Origin of the sequence: Paenibacillus sp. SORGH_AS_0306, from assembly GCF_030819345.1 — a bacterium.
GTDB lineage: Bacteria > Bacillota > Bacilli > Paenibacillales > Paenibacillaceae > Saccharibacillus > Saccharibacillus kyungheensis.
The window spans coordinates 1,059,413-1,076,095 of sequence record NZ_JAUTBP010000001.1; the positions used below are offsets into that span (position 1 = coordinate 1,059,413).

Genomic DNA, 16,683 nt, shown 5'->3' on the forward strand with positions numbered 1-16,683 from the left:
AACCATCTATCTGTTGTGAATCTATGAGCGAATAGACTATACACTCCCAACAATTATTTGGATGTTGAAGATTTAGCTTCATGAAATTGACGAATCAGATCGTACGTGATGAGTTCATCCGATATATTGAGTCGTTTTTGTGCTTCATCATAACTTGAACGAGCTTGCTCCACATCGGTCACTTCACGTGTTTTCATATCATAAGCAGTACCATTTTCAAATATGCCATCTGCTGAAGGAATATAAAATACTTTGCCATCGGTAAATGCGCCAGTACGTAAGACAACAAGTTTATCTTCTTTCTGATTGAACATATCGTTACCCATCAGATAATAAGGGCTCGCTTGAATACCGAGTAAATGCAAGATCGAAGGCGTCATATCTAACTGCCCGGCAGGTTCATTATAAGTACCTGCATGACGATCATCCGGCAAATGAACAAGCATTGGCACTTGATTCATCAATTGTTCCATATCCAGATCAGATAAAGAACGACCTAGGAATTCTTCCATCGGTTCTTTTTCTTTTAATGAATTATCATGATCTCCATAGAACATAAGAATCGTTTTATCCCATAATCCATTGTCTTTCATTTCTTGTTCCATTTCACCTAATGCGGCATCGACATAATGAAGTGATTGAATATAATCACCGAATGTCGTTCCGCTTAGATCGCCCATATCTAATTCTTGCACAGAAGCAGGCAAGCTAAATGGATGATGGCTGGATAAAGTGATCAAAAAAGAGTAAAACGGTTGTTTCAACTCTGTCATTTTATCAAGCGATTGACGGAAAAAGGATTTGTCGCCAAGAGACCAGCCAAGTGGTTCATCGATCGTAAAATCAGGCTTACTGTAAAAAGTATCGTAGCCCATATTTTGATACATGATTGACCGATTCCAGAAGCTACTTTCATAAGCATGAAATACATTGGTACTGTAATCTTTGCTTTTGAGTATTTTGGGTAACGTATCAAATTCATGATCAGGATAACGGATAAATACCGAACCTGTCGGTAGCGGATGAAGAGAAGCATTAGAAGCCATATCAGCATCGGATGTACGACCTTGACCGGTCTGATGATAATACTGGCTAAAATACATACTTTTTTTCATCAAACGATTAATATTCGGTGTGATTTCTTGTCCATTGTAGCTTTTGCCAATCACAAAATTCATAAAAGCTTCACCTTGAACTACAATCACATTTTTACCTTTATAAGCACCAAATAGATCATCATCACCTGCTTTGGATCTAGTGGCTTGTTTGGCATCGAACCATTGTTTAACTTCATCTGTTTTGTCTGTCGACAATTGATCTTGAGGGCCAAAATGATCATCAGCATATCGATAAGCATCATATCCATGAAAAGCAAGTAGACCGGTTACATTGTAAAGAGACATATTCCACCAGTTCCCTACAAATAGTCCTGTTGCCCATGTAGATGTAGCAAATTTGATCGGCCCTACTGTCAATACCAGACCAAGCACAAATATAATCATTCCTTGGACAAACCGTTTGGAAAAGCGCTTGGGCAAACGATCATTATACATAGAGGAATGCTGGCGATTCGATGAATAATATCGCGGAGTGCGTCTACGTATACGACGTATCAGCAAAAATAACCCAACAAGTAACAACGCAATCCAATCCGCAAACATCCATATATCTTCTACATAGATCAATTCCCAGATACTATCTCCAAGCGAGTCGACTTGACCTGCTTGCAATAATACAGGAATCGTGATGAAATCTTGAAAATAACGGAAATAAACCAGATCTGAAAAAATTAAAAAAGTTAACAATACATCTAATACAATCAAAGCAATAATCCGTCCACGATACGGCAAAAAGATCGTCCAAAAAGAGGCAAGCATAATAGAACCCACAGCCGTAACCACATCAAGTGGATTCATATCAATATTTTGCAGATGCAAATGACTATGCAAAATGACTAATTTGGTCAGCATTAGGATAATAAAAATTATATAATCTATTCGACTAAACGACACCAGCCACTTCAGGCGATCAAGCCAACTGCCACGCTCTGAACGAGAAGTTAAGTATGGCAAAGCCAGACCTCCTTACGGTTGAAAAAAATAAATCAAACGAATCTGATTTGTATAACACGTTGGTTATGCTTCTACTTTGGGTTGACGAGGAGGCAAAGGTCCAAGATATTGAAGGAATTGACATTCAATCCGTCCATTGTATAGTTTGCGACGTTTGTCTGCTTTACGACCGAAATATTGTTCGAATTGACGGGTCGGACTGATTGCAAATACAGACCAATCAGGTAAATAAATCGTGGCACGTCCTAGATCACGAATCATTTTTTCGACTTCTTTTACTTCACTTAGACGCTCACCATAAGGAGGGTTGGTGATAATGCAACCGAATTTACCTTGTGGTTGAACACGAGATACAGGCATAACTTTAAATTCGATCTCGTTACCAAGCCCTGCACTTTTCGCACAAGCTTGAGCAATTTCGATCGCTTCTGGATCAATATCACTACCGACTAATTGTAAAGGCACATCGTCTTTGACAGCATCATAAGCTTCGTCACGTGCTTGTTCCCATAGTTCATCAGGAATAATCGACCAACCTTCAGAAGGGAATGAACGACGAAGTCCAGGAGCAATATTCCAACCGATCATTGCGGCTTCAATCAATAATGTACCTGAACCACAGAATGGATCATATAACGGACGGTGAGGACCCCAGCGACTAAGTAACACTAACGCAGCGGCTAATGTTTCTTTGAGTGGTGCTTCTGTTGCATGTTTGCGATAGCCCCGTTTGTGAAGAGAAGGACCTGTTGTATCCAAAGTTAGCAAAGCGATATCATCATATAAAGAGACATCTAATTTGTATAATGCACCATCTTCAGGGAACCATTCGGTGTTATACGTTAATTTGAGCTTTTCAACAACCGCTTTTTTCACAATCCCCTGACTTGCAGGAACACTGCTTAGTTGAGATTTTTGCGAACGACCAGATACAGGGAATTCACCATCAGCAGGGATAAATTGATCCCATGGTAAGGCTTTGGTGCCTTCAAATAATTCATCAAAAGTGGTAGCTTTGAACTCGCCCATTTTGATCAATACACGATCAGCAGTACGCAACCAGTAATTACAACGGCAAATATCAGCAAAGTCACCACTGAAAGTAACACGTCCATTTTCAGTTTGAGTATCATGATAACCGAGTAATTTTAATTCTCTTGCGACTACAGCTTCAAGTCCCATCGGACAAGTCGCTATTAATTTCAATTCTTTCATTTTACAATGTCAACTCCATTTAAACTTGTAGGGTAGTTCCGAAAACCATACAATCTAGTATAGGTGAATGAGGCTATACTTACAAACGTTTCTATGCCAATATAAATAAAATAAATAGGCATCATTTGAGGGCATATCGCTATTTTAAAAAGGATATTGCGCTTATATACGTGATTGTATAGGATAAGGTACTCCGCACATATTGATTTTAATTTCTATTGTAACAGGTTAACGCCATGTAAAACCAAACAAAAATGATCAACAGACTATAAAATGATAACCAGTGATCATAATATCCAAAGGAGAAATCAAGATAATGACAGAACAATCATTGCCCGATGCTGAACAATATATGGATGAATTGCTTCAAGAAGATCCATTATTAGTTCAAATTAAACAAACGATTCGTGAAAAAGGAATGCCAGAAGTGTCTGTAGCGCCTGGATATGGTCGACTATTAACCATGCTCGTACAGTTAGCACGTGCAGAACAAGTGCTTGAGATCGGAGCGCTTGGTGGCTACAGCGGTGTCTGTCTTGGTAGAGGATTAACATCTACAGGTCACATTACTTCATTAGAATTACAAGCAGATTATGCAGAACTTGCCAGACAACATATGACACTTGCTGGTTTGGGAAATCAAGTTGAATATCGGATTGGCGAAGCGATCCATAGTCTGGAGCAATTGAAGCAAGAAGGAAGACAATTTGACTTCTTTTTTATCGACGCAGACAAAGGAAATTATTTGAACTATTTGGAATATGCGATTACATTGGCTCGCCCGGGAGCGATTATTGCCGGTGATAATCTGTTATTGCGTGGACGTACACTGAACCCAGACAAAAATGGACCTGCTGTACAAGCAGTACGTGAGTTCAACCGTCGTATGGTGACTGATCCTAGACTTACTGGAACGCTGTTACCTGCTTACGATGGATTAGCATTAGCAATGGTCAAATAGATCAACGGATATAGAACTACTTTGATAAAAGAACCATCTGATTTCTTCTGGTTATCTTATAGAAGAGATCGGATGGTTCTTTGTGTGTCATATCGAATCATAATTAAATCGTTCAGATCATGAAGACAACATCACTTTTTAGTATATTGACTTTGCTTAGACTCTATAGCGCTAGATGGATTGTGTTTTAGTGCACCAGGTTTAACGTACAATTTGGTACGTACCCATACCATATTAAGCAATAATAAGACCCCAGCCATAATAAAGAGCCCTTCAATACCGATAAAGCCTGCCAACACACCGCCCATAACTGCTCCTGTCATATTACCAAGTGCTGTCGTACTGCTGTTAAATCCAAATGCTCGACTTTCCATACCATCCGGTGTGTAATAACGAATTAATGAGTTGACGCTAGGGAGTAGACCGCCCATACAGATCCCCATCATAAAGCGCACAATAATCAATTGCTCTACACTTTGAACAAAAGCTTGCGGGATTAGCATTAATCCTGCTCCTATTAATGAAAATGTGAGTACTCGATGAGCTCCGTACTTATCACTAACTTTGCCTAGAATCGGAGCCATTAACATATTGGACAATCCGGTGACTGCACTTACCAGCCCTGCCCAGAAAGCTACATTTTCGGCTGTCCCATGTAATTTCTGTACATACAAAGGCATTAGTGTCATCGGACTGATCATCGCAAATTGTAGAAGTAAAGTCACTGTAAATAATGCAGGCAATTGCGGGGTTAAGCTCAGTTCGCGGAATCCCGATAGCACCGATACTTTAGGCATTTTAGATGCAGCTAGACGATCGAATTTCTCCCGTACAAGGAATAAAGCTAACAATGTCGCTATAAAAATACATGTTCCTGTAATATAGAAAATCGAGCGGAATCCAACTGTATCTGCCATAATTCCACCGATTAACGGGCCTAGTATACTACCGGCAACTGTTCCCGATTGGCTGATTCCCATTGCAAAGCCCATTTTTTCTTTGGGTGTACTGCTGGAGATCAAAGATATCGAAGCTGGATTAAAGCCAGATATCGTTCCGTTCAATAATCTCAGTACAAGTAGATGCCACGGCTGAGTTGCAAAGCCCATCGCTGTAAATACAATCGCCATCCCGAATCCAGAGCGAAGTAGCATTACTTTGCGTCCATACTGATCTGATAATTTGCCCCACAACGGTTGGAACAAAAATGAAGTCACAAAGTTGGCAGCAAAAATAACCCCGGACCAGATTGCTACCCGGTGTTCACCTTGCACGCCGATATCTTGTGATAAATAGAGCGCTATAAAAGGAATGATCATTGTGGTTCCTGCATTAACCAGAAATTGACCAAACCATAACACGATCAGATTTACTTTCCATGCTTGCATCATGTTTCACTTCCTTAAAAAAGTCCATTCATATAGTATACCATAATTGAAGACACTTTTTAGGGGTGAAAAGGAAGAAATTTTGCTATGTAAAATCACTTTTTATTGGAGTAGGAGATGTCGCGCTTATGGTGCCAAGCGCTAGATTCATCGGATTGTCATGGGATGTTCATGGTTGGGGAGTTGTCCCACCACTTAAAAAAGGGCATAATTAATAAGTGAGATTGTAGACAGGAACCATAGTTTGTTATGCCAAAATCATTATAGATTGAAACGGCAGATATAGATCTTATCGTGCGATGCACTATAGGAGAAAGATTTTTATTAAGCAGCGGAGGAAAAAAGATGACATATAATGATTCCTTTATACGCGCATGTCGAAAACAAGACGTAGATCGTTTGCCTGTCTGGTATATGAGACAAGCAGGACGTTATGATCCCGATTATCGCAAAATTAAAGAAAATTACAGTTTGCTTGAAATTTGCTTGCAACCAGAACTTGCAGCAGAAGTGACGATGATGCCTGTACGCAAGTTAGGTGTAGATGCAGCTATTTTGTATTCAGATATTATGAACCCTGTAGCATCGATCGGTATCGATTTTGATATTGTCAAAAATATTGGCCCGGTCATAGCGAATCCGATTCGTAGTGCTGCTGATATCGAGCGGTTACGTCCTATTCAAGTAGAGCAAGATTTGTCTCATATTTTAGAAACGATTCAGATTTTGGATAAAGAATTAGAAGTTCCGTTGATTACATTTGCAGGGGCGCCCTTTACCATTGCCAGCTACTTGATCGAAGGTAGACCTTCCAAAAACTATATTCGTACCAAAACGATGATGTATAGTGAACCGGAATTATGGCATTCCTTGATGCGTAAGCTAGGAGATATGGTAGCGACCTATTTACGTGCCCATGTACAATATGGCGGCAAAGCATTCCAGTTATTTGATAGCTGGGTAGGAGCATTGTCACCACGAGATTTCAAAACGTATGTATTGCCAACGATTCAATATATTTTTGATCAGCTTCAAGATTTGGACGTACCGAAAATTTATTTCCCGGGAGTGAGTTCAGGAGAATTGTTGCCGGAACTTCGTCAATTGCCTGTAGATGTGATCGGTATTGATTGGCGTGTATCACTTGCTGAAGCACGCAAACGGTTAGATTACAAATATGCGGTACAAGGTAATCTTGATCCTTATTTGCTCACCGGGCCTTCTTCACTGATCCATGAACAAGCCAAATTGATTATTGATGAAGGCTTACAAGATCCAGGGTATATTTTCAACTTGGGTCATGGTCTATTCCCGGAAGCTTCGATTGATAAGTTAAAAGAATTAACAGATTATGTCCATGAGTATTCAGCAGAAGTGCTTCGTCAGCGCATCACTTCGAAATAATGGATGTATAGGTAATCTAGAATAACGATACGATTTGAAGGAGAGAATGAATCATGAGTAAAAAAATTGGTGTTTTGGTTATGTCTTATGGTACGCCAGCAAGCTTGGATGATGTAGAAGCTTATTACACACATATCCGTCGCGGGAATCCACCTGCTCCTGAACAATTAAAAGAGTTAAAAGATCGTTATGAAGCGATTGTCGGCGGTGTTTTTCCGTTACGTGAGAATACAGATAATCAAGTTCAAGGCATGCAAGATATGCTCAATGAACATACCAAAGACAGCGAATTGGAATTTGTATGTTACCAGGGGTTAAAACATGCTTTTCCATTTATTGAAGACGGTGTGGAACAAATGGCAGCCGATGGGATTACAGAAGCAGTCGGTATAGTACTCGCTCCTCATTATTCTACAATGAGTGTAGCAAGCTATATCAAACGTGCGAAAGAAACAGCAGAAAAACATAACTTGCCGATCTCATTTATCGAAAGTTATCATTTGCATCCTAAATTAATCGAAACTTTATCGAATCGTGTTAATGCTAAATTAGAGCTATTTGAAGAAACAGGTGCGACGCGTGAGCAAGTACGTGTATTGTTTAGTGCACATAGTCTACCTGAACGTATTTTGACTATGGGTGATCCTTACCGTGATCAATTGATGGAGACTTCCAAAGCGATTGCTGAACGTGCCAATGTACCTTCATGGCAGTTCACATGGCAAAGTGCTGGACGTACTGCTGAGCCCTGGTTAGGGCCAGATGTATTAGACACGATGCAAGAGTTAGCTAAAGAACAAGTTAAATATGTATTGGTAGCTCCTATTGGATTCGTATCTGATCATCTAGAAGTATTGTATGATCTGGATATTGAAGCACAAGAATTAGCAACTGAAATTGATATGCGTCTTATGCGTATTGATTCATTAAATACTGATCCGTTATATATGGAAGTATTAGCAGACGAAGTCATTCGTAAATATAAAGAGGTGTATGCGTAATGAGTCAATCTACTCGCCGCGTAGTTGTTATTGGCGCAGGGATGACTGGACTCAGTGCCGCTTACTACATGCGCAAATTTTTGCAAGAAGCAGAAATTACTGCACAGATCACGATTGTAGATCAAGATGATCATATTGGTGGAAAAGTTAATACTTTACAACGTGATGGTTTTGTAATCGAACGCGGGCCGGATTCTTTTCTTGCTCGCAAAACAGCGATGGTGGATCTAGCAACAGAACTTGGAATGGAAGATGAATTGGTTACCACGAATCCTGATGCGAAGAAAACGTATATTTTGCATGATGGTCAATTGCACCCGATGCCTTCCGGTCTGGTGCTGGGTATTCCTACAGAATTAAGATCATTTATGGAAAGTGATCTATTGTCGATGGATGGCAAAATTCGTGCATTGGATGATTTTCTATTACCTGCCAAAATGGATGGCAAAGACGAATCGTTAGGTGACTTTATCGAACGTCGTCTGGGAAAAGAAGTATTGGAAAATGTAACCGAACCATTGCTAGCAGGCATCTATGCTGGAGATACACGCAAGTTAAGTCTACAAGCCACTTTTCCGCAATTTGGTGTCGTGGAACGTGAATATGGTAGCTTGATCAAAGGAATGAATACAGGGAGTAAGCCTGTAGAAACGCACACAGGTACGAAGAAAAGTGCATTTCTAACGTTCCGCAATGGATTACAAAGTCTGATTAATCGTCTTGGTGAATCATTATCTACAGCAGATCTACGTCTGAATACAGGTGTACAATCGATTCAGCCTCAAGCAGATGGTACGTATATTGTGTTATTAAGTGATGGACAAGAAGTTGTTGCCGATCATGTGATTGTCACTGTACAGACATTTGCTGCTTCCAAATTGTTGAAGCCGCTGGTAGATACCAAAGCGTTAGAGATGATCAATTATGTATCTGTAGCCAATGTCGTTATGGCATTTGACCGCAAAGATATTGAGACAGAATATGATGGTTCTGGCTTCCTTGTACCGCGTAAAGAAGGTCGCACGATTACAGCATGTACATGGACATCCACTAAATGGCTTCATACCAGTCCAGATGATCGTGTACTCATGCGTTTCTATGTAGGACGTTCTGGTGATGAGCAAGTTGTTGATGAAACGGATGAACAGATTACAGCGAAAGTGCTACATGATATGCGTGAATTGATGGGTATTGATGCACAGCCATTATTTACCGAGATTACACGACTTCATCATTCGATGCCTCAATATCCAGTAGGGCATATGGATAATATTGCGATGCTACGTGCTCAATTAGCAGCACAATATCCAGGCGTATTAGCACTTGGAGCAGGATACGATGGTGTAGGACTACCTGACTGTATTCGTACAGCCAAAGAAATGGCGATAAAAGAAGCAGAACGAGTGACTTCATTTTCTAATAGTCATTCGTAATAACCATATAGCTGTATAAGCAACCTTCTGTTGTGCAAAGTCTTTTGAACACATCTATCCGTCGTATCTTTTATACACTTGGATAGATGTGTCATAGAGATCAAACACAACAGAAGGTTTTTTTGTATAGAGACGTCAGCTTTTGCCGAACAACTATAACCTGTTATAATAGACAAAGTGTAAAATGCTACAAATGGTCTATATGATTCGATATAGTCAAAAAGACATTTGGTATAGTAAACTATTTTATGCTTTAAAGGAGTTCGTTATGTACACAACAAGGTCTCAACAATCTCGTCAGCGTCAGCAAGCAAAAAAACAGCGTCAAAAACGGATCCGTTATTGGATTATGTTTAACACTGTGCTGGTTCTGTCTATTGTTGCGCTTGGCGGTTATTACTGGCTTCATATCAAGCCACAGCAAGTACAGCAAGCTTCGAGTGTTCAGACAGATAATACATTAGATCCGGCAAACAGATCAGATCAAGATGTACCTGATCCTGCTATAGAAAACAATGATTCTTCAGAGCTGTCAGATCATGAAAATGACAACGACAATGAGAATGATCCTTCACTTTCTACGACAGAAGGGGATGTAGAGCATCTAGATCAGACGTCAACTGATGATCAAGAAGCACAACCTTCTGATTTGGAGCAAAATGCTGAAGAAACGGACTCGCAATCATCGGATACACCATCTAATGAATCTACAGCAACCGATAAAGCGCCAGAACAGACAACAACACCGGATTCATCTACCAATACGTCAGCACCTTCTGAACCATCTTCGGATTCGTCCAACAAAGCACTTCAGCCTGCTACTAACAAAACACCATCCGGTCAGACGGTGACGCTTAATTTTGGCGGAGATGTGATGTTTTCAGGAAAAGTCGGTGAAAAGTTAGCAAAAGCAGGATATGATTATCCATATCAATATGTTAAAGGTTCGTTTACTTCGGATGATCTAACAGTGGTGAATCTAGAAACGCCTGTGACTGATTCAAATACAACGGCCGCTGACAAAACATATGCTTTTAAATCATCGCCTCAAGCGCTTCCACATATGGCGCAAGCAGGTATTGACGCAGTAAATTTAGCAAACAATCATATTTTGGATCAAGGCATTACAGGATTAACCGATACGATTGCTCAACTGGATCAAAGTGGGATTGCTTATGTCGGAGCTGGCAAAGACAGCGCTCGTGCGTACCACCCGGTTTATTTTGATCGTAAAGGAATTAAAATTGCTCTTTTGGGATTTAGTCGAGTCATTCCAGAAACGAGTTGGAATGCTGGTAAGAATCAAGCAGGGGTAGCAACAGCTTATGATGCAACAGCCGCACAGGCGGCTATTCGCGAGGCCAAAAGCAAAGCCGATCTTGTCGTTGTCGTCGCTCACTGGGGCGTCGAACGTTCAGATACTCTCGCAGATCATCAGAGTGATCTAGCACATACATTTGTCGATGCAGGAGCTGATCTTGTTATTGGCGGTCATCCGCATGTGTTGCAAGGGCTAGAGCATTACAAAGGAAAATGGATTGCTTACAGTACAGGCAATTTTATTTTTACTCGTTCACTGGTAGAAAAGACATGGGATACGGGTGTGTTCCAAGCCAAATGTACAGTAAACGGTGATTGCAGTATGCAGGTGATTCCATATACCGCAGAGTTAGGTCAACCTGTACCTATGACATCAGACAAAGCACAAGCATTACTCAAACGATTACAAACACTATCGAGTAGTATTGCATTTGATACCAAAGGAAATGCTATTGCTAATTAATCTCATGTATACATCATATATTATTGATCACAGAGGAGAATGTACAATGACTGCTATTCAAAACGTATATTGTGTAGGTCGTAATTATCGTCTTCATGCTGAAGAATTAGGGAATGAAGTACCGACTGAACCGATGATTTTTATGAAACCTTCTCATGCAGCTGTACCTCTAGAACAGGCTGAATTGGTATTACCCAAAGACAAAGGTGAGATTCATTACGAAGCTGAGTTAGTGATTCGAATTGGACGCGATTATGAACCCGGTCTTTCGGTAGAACAAATGGTAGATGGATTAGCACTGGGAATCGATTTTACATTGCGTGATGTACAAAGTGTACTCAAGAAAAAAGGACATCCATGGACAGCAGCGAAAGGATTCAAAAACTCGGCACCATTGACTGCTTTTGTGCCTTTCCCGGATGCCGCTACATGGGCTGAACAACCTTTTGCTTTGCTCAAAAACGATCAACAAGTTCAGCTAGGATACACACGCAATATGATCTTTTCTCTTGAAACGATTATTGCTTATATCGGAGACAATTATGGACTTGCAGCCGGCGATATTATTTTTACAGGTACGCCTGAAGGTGTAGGCCCTGTAGCAACTGGCGATACATTTGAATTAATCTATGCAGGCGCTTCTGTAGGTAAGTGCCGGATCGCTGAATAATGTTAGATTGGTTGATTGGTGCAGTATGCGCCGGATTGATCGCTGCACTTGCGTATAAAAAGCAGTGGTTATCCGGTTCGGGTGCCTATGCGGCAGCTATTATGGGTACCATTTATTATGGAGCAGGGAATCTATTATGGTTTGGATTGCTTATTTTATTTTTTATCAGTGGTAGTCTGCTGTCCAAAATGAAAGGCGAACGCAAACGTAAATTAGAACAAGATTATGCCAAAACGTCACGTCGTGATGCAGGGCAAGTATTTGCGAACGGTGGATTGGGTATGATTCTGTGCCTGGGTCATGCTGTGATACCTCATCCAGCATGGATATATGCTTTTGTAGGCGTGATGGCGACTGTTACAGCAGATACATGGGCGACTGAATGGGGAAGCCTTAGCCGCAAGCCTCCGCGCTCTGTATTGAATGGTCGTGTATTAGAACCAGGAGCTTCAGGTGGGGTATCGGTTCGTGGTACAGTCGCAGCCGCAATAGGAGCATTGATGATCGGTCTAGCCGCATGGGCATTTTCGTTATGGTCAGGTGCATCTATAGAATCAAGCAGTGTTGGAGCTAAAGATGGTATACTTACTATTGGTCTATTGCCACTTGTTGGATTGATTGGCGGATTAGCCGGTTGTTTTGCCGATTCGTTTTTAGGAGCAACCGTACAAGTCATGTATCAATGCGAGGTCTGCGGCAAAGTCGTAGAAACCAAAGTACACTGTAATCGTCCAACATCCTACTTACGTGGCTGGTCATGGATGACTAATGATATTGTAAATGGGCTTAGCTCTATTATCGGTGGAGTGGTAGCATTGATATTTTTATGGGTATAGGAGAGTGGGCTAATGAGCAGCACCACAGGTGAAAAGTTAGAATTGATTTTGGATGCTGCTTACGATCTTTTTGGTTCCAATGGATTTTATGAGACCAAAATTTCAGATATCGCACACCAGGCGGGAATAGCGAAAGGCACTGTATATTTATATTTTAAAAGCAAAGAAGAACTATTTATGGCAGTTACTCGTCGAGATTGCGAACATTTTCTCGGCGGTTTAGATACTAATTTGCAAAATTGTAGTACGATGGCAGAACGCTTACTGGTCATTGCTAAGCATCATTCGATGTATTATTTTGAACGCAAACATCGTACCAAGTTATTTTTCCGTACGCCCAACAATGATCCTGAACTTATGGCTTATATGAAGCAGTTCATGTTGCGTTATATGCAAGCTGTAGAGAAAGTACTCACAGAAGGTGGCGTATCTCAGCCTGTATGGTGTGCAGAATCCTATATTGGAATGCTGGATCGCATACGTATGGATATTTTATTCAACCCTGAATTTCCGATAGAACAACTTCATGAACGGACAGATTTTGTAGCACGTTTGTTTTTAGAAGGATGTAATCATTCGGTAGATCATCAGGATCAAATAGACCGGGACAATTCCCAAGAAGGTGAGTCACAATGAATATTATGACAGTGGAGTCAATCTCCAAAAGTTACGGCGAAAAAGTATTGTTTGAAAATGCTTCATTTGGGATGGAAGATCAAGATAAAATCGGAATCGTCGGAGTCAATGGAACAGGGAAATCGACTTTTCTTAAAGTAATTGCAGGGATGGAAAGTACAGAAAGTGGACGTGTGACATTAAATAATGGATTGCGTATTCGTTATCTAGCACAGAATCCACCTTATGATCCAGAAGCAACCGTATTGCGTCAGGTATTTGATGGTGGCGGAGAAGAACTTCAAATTGTCGGTGCATATATGAACGTACTTGAACAATTAGAGACTCATCCCGAAGACGAAGCTGTATTAGAGCAATTGATTCATTTGAATCAAGAATTGGAACGTTTGGATGCATGGTCACTTGAAAGTGAAGCCAAAAATATTTTGTCCAAATTAGGTATTCATCATTATGATGCTTTGATGGGTACACTATCCGGTGGTCAACGTAAACGGGTAGCGCTAGCGTCTGCACTTATTCAACCCTCTGATCTATTAATTTTAGATGAGCCTACCAACCATATTGATCATGATTCGATTACATGGTTAGAACAATTTTTGCAAAAGCGTCGTGGCGCTTTACTAATGATCACCCATGATCGCTACTTCCTAGATCGTGTTGCAAATGTCATGATCGAACTGGATCATGGTAGTCTGTATCGTTATGAAGCCAACTATTCACGTTTTCTTGAGCTCAAAGCAGAGCGTGAAGAACGAGAAGCAGCATCAGAAGACAAACGTCAAAATCTATTACGTCGTGAATTAGCATGGATCAGACGTGGAGCCAAAGCACGTACAACCAAGCAACAAGCACGTATTAACCGTTTTGAACAATTGAAAAATGATGGACCTGGTCGTCGTGATGAAGCGATGGATATGTCAGCCATTTCATCTCGTCTTGGTAAGCAAATTGTAGAGTTGGATCATGTATCTTTAACACTGGGTGGTAAAGAACTCATTCACGATCTGACGTATCATGCGGTTCCAGGAGATCGTATCGGAATTGTAGGACCTAATGGACGTGGTAAATCGACATTACTGAATCTAGTATCCGGTCGTCTGGTTGCTAGTGAAGGTAATGTGGTTACAGGTCAGACTGTTAAATTTGGCTATTTCACGCAGGAACATCAAGAAATGGATGAATCGATGCGTGTGATCGAATATATCAAAGATGTAGCAGAAGTAGTCGAAACCGCAGATGGTAGCAAAATTTCTGCTTCACAAATGTTAGAGCGATTCTTATTTACACCAGCAGCACAATGGACACCGATCTCCAAATTATCGGGTGGCGAAAAGCGTAGATTGTATTTGCTACGTGTATTGATGGGTGCACCTAACGTATTGTTACTGGATGAGCCTACCAATGATCTAGATATCACTACATTAACCGTTCTGGAACAGTATCTTGATGAGTTCCCTGGCGTTGTATTCTCGGTCTCACATGATCGCTACTTCCTAGATCGTACGTGTGATCGCATCTTTGCTTTTGAAGGTGAAGGTCAGGTTAGTATTCATGCAGGGAATTACAGTGATTATGAAGAGCGAATCGCTGATCTTGCCAAAAGTGCTAAAGCAGCTAGTGCACCAGTCGTAGCACCCAAAGCAGTAGAACCTGTAAAAGAAAAAGCACCTGCGCCAGACAAAAACGCTTGGCGGAATAAATTAAAATTCTCATACAAAGAGCAATTAGAATATGAAAAAATTGATGATGATATTGCAGCAACAGAGCAGAAGCTAGTCGATCTTACAAGTGATATGGAGAAAGCGTTCAGTGACTCTGTAAGACTGCAAGAGCTGATGGCTGAGCAGACAGCAACCGAGAAGCATCTAGAGCATCTTATGGAACGCTGGACGTATCTAACTGAACTGGCTGAAAAGATAGCACAAAGTCAGAACTAAATCAGATTCGATTTGCAACGACTGTTATTGTACAAGCATGTTAGTAGGATATCAGCAGTATATATATCAAAAAACCTTCTTTCTCGTCAGAAATGATAAGAAAGAAGGTTTTTTTGTTGATTCACAAGGGATGCACCCTATGTTTATTTAGCAGTAATATAAGCACCTAGCAACTTGGCTGTATTGATAACAGCATCGGTATGCGTACGTTCCATAGAGTGGGAAGCATGTACACCAGGCCCGATTAAGGCTGCACGAATATTATTACCAGCACGTAGAGCAGCAGAAGCATCTGAGCCATAGTGAGGATATACATCGATCGCATAAGCAATATTACCTGCTTGAGCCAGTTCAATTAATTTGCCTGTCATTTCATAATCATAAGGGCCGGAAGAATCTTTTGCACAGATAGACACATCTGTTTCTTTACAGCTGAGATCGTCTCCAATACAACCCATATCTACAGCGATCATTTCATGAATCCCTTCAGGAATATAAGCTGTACCATGTCCTACTTCTTCATAATTGGAAATAAGAAATTGAGTGCGATACTGTGGTTTCCATTTCTGGGTGTATTGTGATTCTAAAAGTGCAAACAATGCAGCGACACTTGCTTTATCATCCAAATGACGGGACTTGATATATCCGCTTGATGTAACAACAGGACGTGCATCAAATGAAATATAGTCTCCAACTTCTATACCAAGTTGTTGGACATCTTCTTTGGAATCTACCAATTCATCGATTCGAACTTCCATATTTTCTTCTTCACGTTTGAGTCCGCGAGCTTCATCATATACGTGCACAGAAGGTTGAATAGACAAAATAGTCCCTGTATACGTTTTGCCACTACGTGTATGAATCGTGCAGTATTCATTTTCAATACTGTTCATACTGAATCCACCTAGAATTGTAAATCGAATCGTTCCTTGTGGCTTAATGGCACGTACCATTGCACCTAGTGTATCAACATGTGCGCTTAAAGCAATCGTTTTGGAATCATCCTGACCGTCTACTGTCAAAATCAGACCGCCTTTTTGGTTGTATTCTGTAGTTACACCAAATTTGCCTGCTTCTTCTGCAATCCGCTTGATAATATCGTGAGTGAATCCTGTAGGACTAACAGTAGATAATAATTCTGTAAGCAAAGAGATCGTATAATCTTGATTGATCGTTATCGTCATAATAAAAGGTCTCCTTTATAATAAATCCAATTTTAACAATATCCGTTGACTACAATAATATGCTATTGATGAATGGAGATGGATTCATATTCTGCTTTTATAAATAGGATATCCATCATGGATTCAAAAAATAACCAACAAAAAAACCACTTATCTGTTGACT

The 16,683-nt window shown here is 40.5% G+C and carries 13 protein-coding genes; 9 read left to right on the forward strand and 4 right to left on the reverse strand.

Annotation, left to right across the window (positions count from 1 at the left end; all coding sequences use genetic code 11):
• Positions 1-53 precede the first annotated feature (53 nt).
• Together QE450_RS04680 and QE450_RS04685 are read right to left on the reverse strand one after the other, a co-directional pair.
• A complete protein-coding gene (locus QE450_RS04680; RefSeq protein ID WP_373461948.1) occupies positions 54-2,072 on the reverse strand; it encodes an LTA synthase family protein in 2,019 nt (672 codons plus the stop codon).
• 63 nt (positions 2,073-2,135) lie between these two features.
• Positions 2,136-3,287, reverse strand: coding sequence for a THUMP domain-containing class I SAM-dependent RNA methyltransferase (locus QE450_RS04685; RefSeq protein ID WP_204824767.1), 1,152 nt, complete (start codon positions 3,285-3,287; stop codon positions 2,136-2,138).
• A 316-nt stretch (positions 3,288-3,603) separates the two neighbouring features.
• Here QE450_RS04685 and QE450_RS04690 point away from each other — a divergent pair, with 316 nt between their 5' ends.
• Positions 3,604-4,248 carry an O-methyltransferase gene (locus QE450_RS04690; protein ID WP_307297370.1) on the forward strand — a complete coding sequence of 215 codons (645 nt, stop codon included), beginning with the start codon at positions 3,604-3,606 and terminating at the stop codon, positions 4,246-4,248.
• A gap of 131 nt (positions 4,249-4,379) precedes the next feature.
• Here QE450_RS04690 and QE450_RS04695 read toward each other — a convergent pair whose 3' ends face one another.
• On the reverse strand, positions 4,380-5,636 hold the full coding sequence (locus tag QE450_RS04695; RefSeq protein ID WP_307302593.1) for an MFS transporter: 1,257 nt from the start codon (positions 5,634-5,636) through the stop codon (positions 4,380-4,382).
• Between the two features lie 345 nt (positions 5,637-5,981).
• On the opposite strand from QE450_RS04695, the gene hemE reads away from it, so the two are divergent.
• The 8 genes from hemE (at position 5,982) to QE450_RS04735 (ending at position 15,336) form a co-directional block, all read left to right on the forward strand.
• Entirely contained in the window at positions 5,982-7,040 is a 1,059-nt protein-coding gene (hemE, locus tag QE450_RS04700) for a uroporphyrinogen decarboxylase (RefSeq protein WP_273615588.1), read from the forward strand.
• A gap of 53 nt (positions 7,041-7,093) precedes the next feature.
• Positions 7,094-8,041, forward strand: a complete 948-nt coding sequence (hemH, locus tag QE450_RS04705) for a ferrochelatase (protein ID WP_273615589.1) — start codon at positions 7,094-7,096, stop codon at positions 8,039-8,041.
• Entirely contained in the window at positions 8,041-9,474 is a 1,434-nt protein-coding gene (gene hemG, locus QE450_RS04710) for a protoporphyrinogen oxidase (RefSeq protein WP_273615590.1), read from the forward strand. Before hemH ends, hemG begins: the two co-directional genes overlap by 1 nt.
• A 268-nt stretch (positions 9,475-9,742) precedes the next feature.
• Positions 9,743-11,257, forward strand: coding sequence for a CapA family protein (locus tag QE450_RS04715; RefSeq protein ID WP_307297375.1), 1,515 nt, complete (start codon positions 9,743-9,745; stop codon positions 11,255-11,257).
• 46 nt (positions 11,258-11,303) lie between these two features.
• Complete coding sequence (locus QE450_RS04720; RefSeq protein WP_307297378.1) at positions 11,304-11,927, forward strand: fumarylacetoacetate hydrolase family protein; 624 nt, start codon at positions 11,304-11,306, stop codon at positions 11,925-11,927.
• Positions 11,927-12,763, forward strand: a complete 837-nt coding sequence (locus QE450_RS04725; RefSeq protein ID WP_273615593.1) for a DUF92 domain-containing protein — start codon at positions 11,927-11,929, stop codon at positions 12,761-12,763. The genes QE450_RS04720 and QE450_RS04725 overlap by 1 nt, the downstream gene beginning before the upstream one ends.
• Positions 12,764-12,775: 12 nt before the next feature.
• Positions 12,776-13,399 (forward strand): TetR/AcrR family transcriptional regulator, encoded by a 624-nt coding sequence (locus QE450_RS04730; RefSeq protein WP_274170436.1) that lies wholly within the window; start codon positions 12,776-12,778, stop codon positions 13,397-13,399.
• Positions 13,396-15,336 carry an ABC-F family ATP-binding cassette domain-containing protein gene (locus QE450_RS04735; RefSeq protein WP_307297384.1) on the forward strand — a complete coding sequence of 647 codons (1,941 nt, stop codon included), beginning with the start codon at positions 13,396-13,398 and terminating at the stop codon, positions 15,334-15,336. The genes QE450_RS04730 and QE450_RS04735 overlap by 4 nt, the downstream gene beginning before the upstream one ends.
• A 143-nt stretch (positions 15,337-15,479) precedes the next feature.
• On the opposite strand, the gene QE450_RS04740 is transcribed toward QE450_RS04735, so the two are convergent.
• Positions 15,480-16,520 (reverse strand): M42 family metallopeptidase, encoded by a 1,041-nt coding sequence (locus tag QE450_RS04740; protein ID WP_307297387.1) that lies wholly within the window; start codon positions 16,518-16,520, stop codon positions 15,480-15,482.
• Positions 16,521-16,683: the final 163 nt, after the last annotated feature.

Coding starts and splice junctions, on each gene's coding strand:
- QE450_RS04685 (WP_204824767.1), bottom strand. CDS start 3,287: ATGAAAGAATTGAAATTAATAGCGACTTGTCCGATGGGACTTGAAGCT.
- QE450_RS04690 (WP_307297370.1), top strand. CDS start 3,604: ATGACAGAACAATCATTGCCCGATGCTGAACAATATATGGATGAATTG.
- QE450_RS04695 (WP_307302593.1), bottom strand. CDS start 5,636: ATGCAAGCATGGAAAGTAAATCTGATCGTGTTATGGTTTGGTCAATTT.
- hemE (WP_273615588.1), top strand. CDS start 5,982: ATGACATATAATGATTCCTTTATACGCGCATGTCGAAAACAAGACGTA.
- hemH (WP_273615589.1), top strand. CDS start 7,094: ATGAGTAAAAAAATTGGTGTTTTGGTTATGTCTTATGGTACGCCAGCA.
- hemG (WP_273615590.1), top strand. CDS start 8,041: ATGAGTCAATCTACTCGCCGCGTAGTTGTTATTGGCGCAGGGATGACT.
- QE450_RS04715 (WP_307297375.1), top strand. CDS start 9,743: ATGTACACAACAAGGTCTCAACAATCTCGTCAGCGTCAGCAAGCAAAA.
- QE450_RS04720 (WP_307297378.1), top strand. CDS start 11,304: ATGACTGCTATTCAAAACGTATATTGTGTAGGTCGTAATTATCGTCTT.
- QE450_RS04725 (WP_273615593.1), top strand. CDS start 11,927: ATGTTAGATTGGTTGATTGGTGCAGTATGCGCCGGATTGATCGCTGCA.
- QE450_RS04730 (WP_274170436.1), top strand. CDS start 12,776: ATGAGCAGCACCACAGGTGAAAAGTTAGAATTGATTTTGGATGCTGCT.
- QE450_RS04735 (WP_307297384.1), top strand. CDS start 13,396: ATGAATATTATGACAGTGGAGTCAATCTCCAAAAGTTACGGCGAAAAA.
- QE450_RS04740 (WP_307297387.1), bottom strand. CDS start 16,520: ATGACGATAACGATCAATCAAGATTATACGATCTCTTTGCTTACAGAA.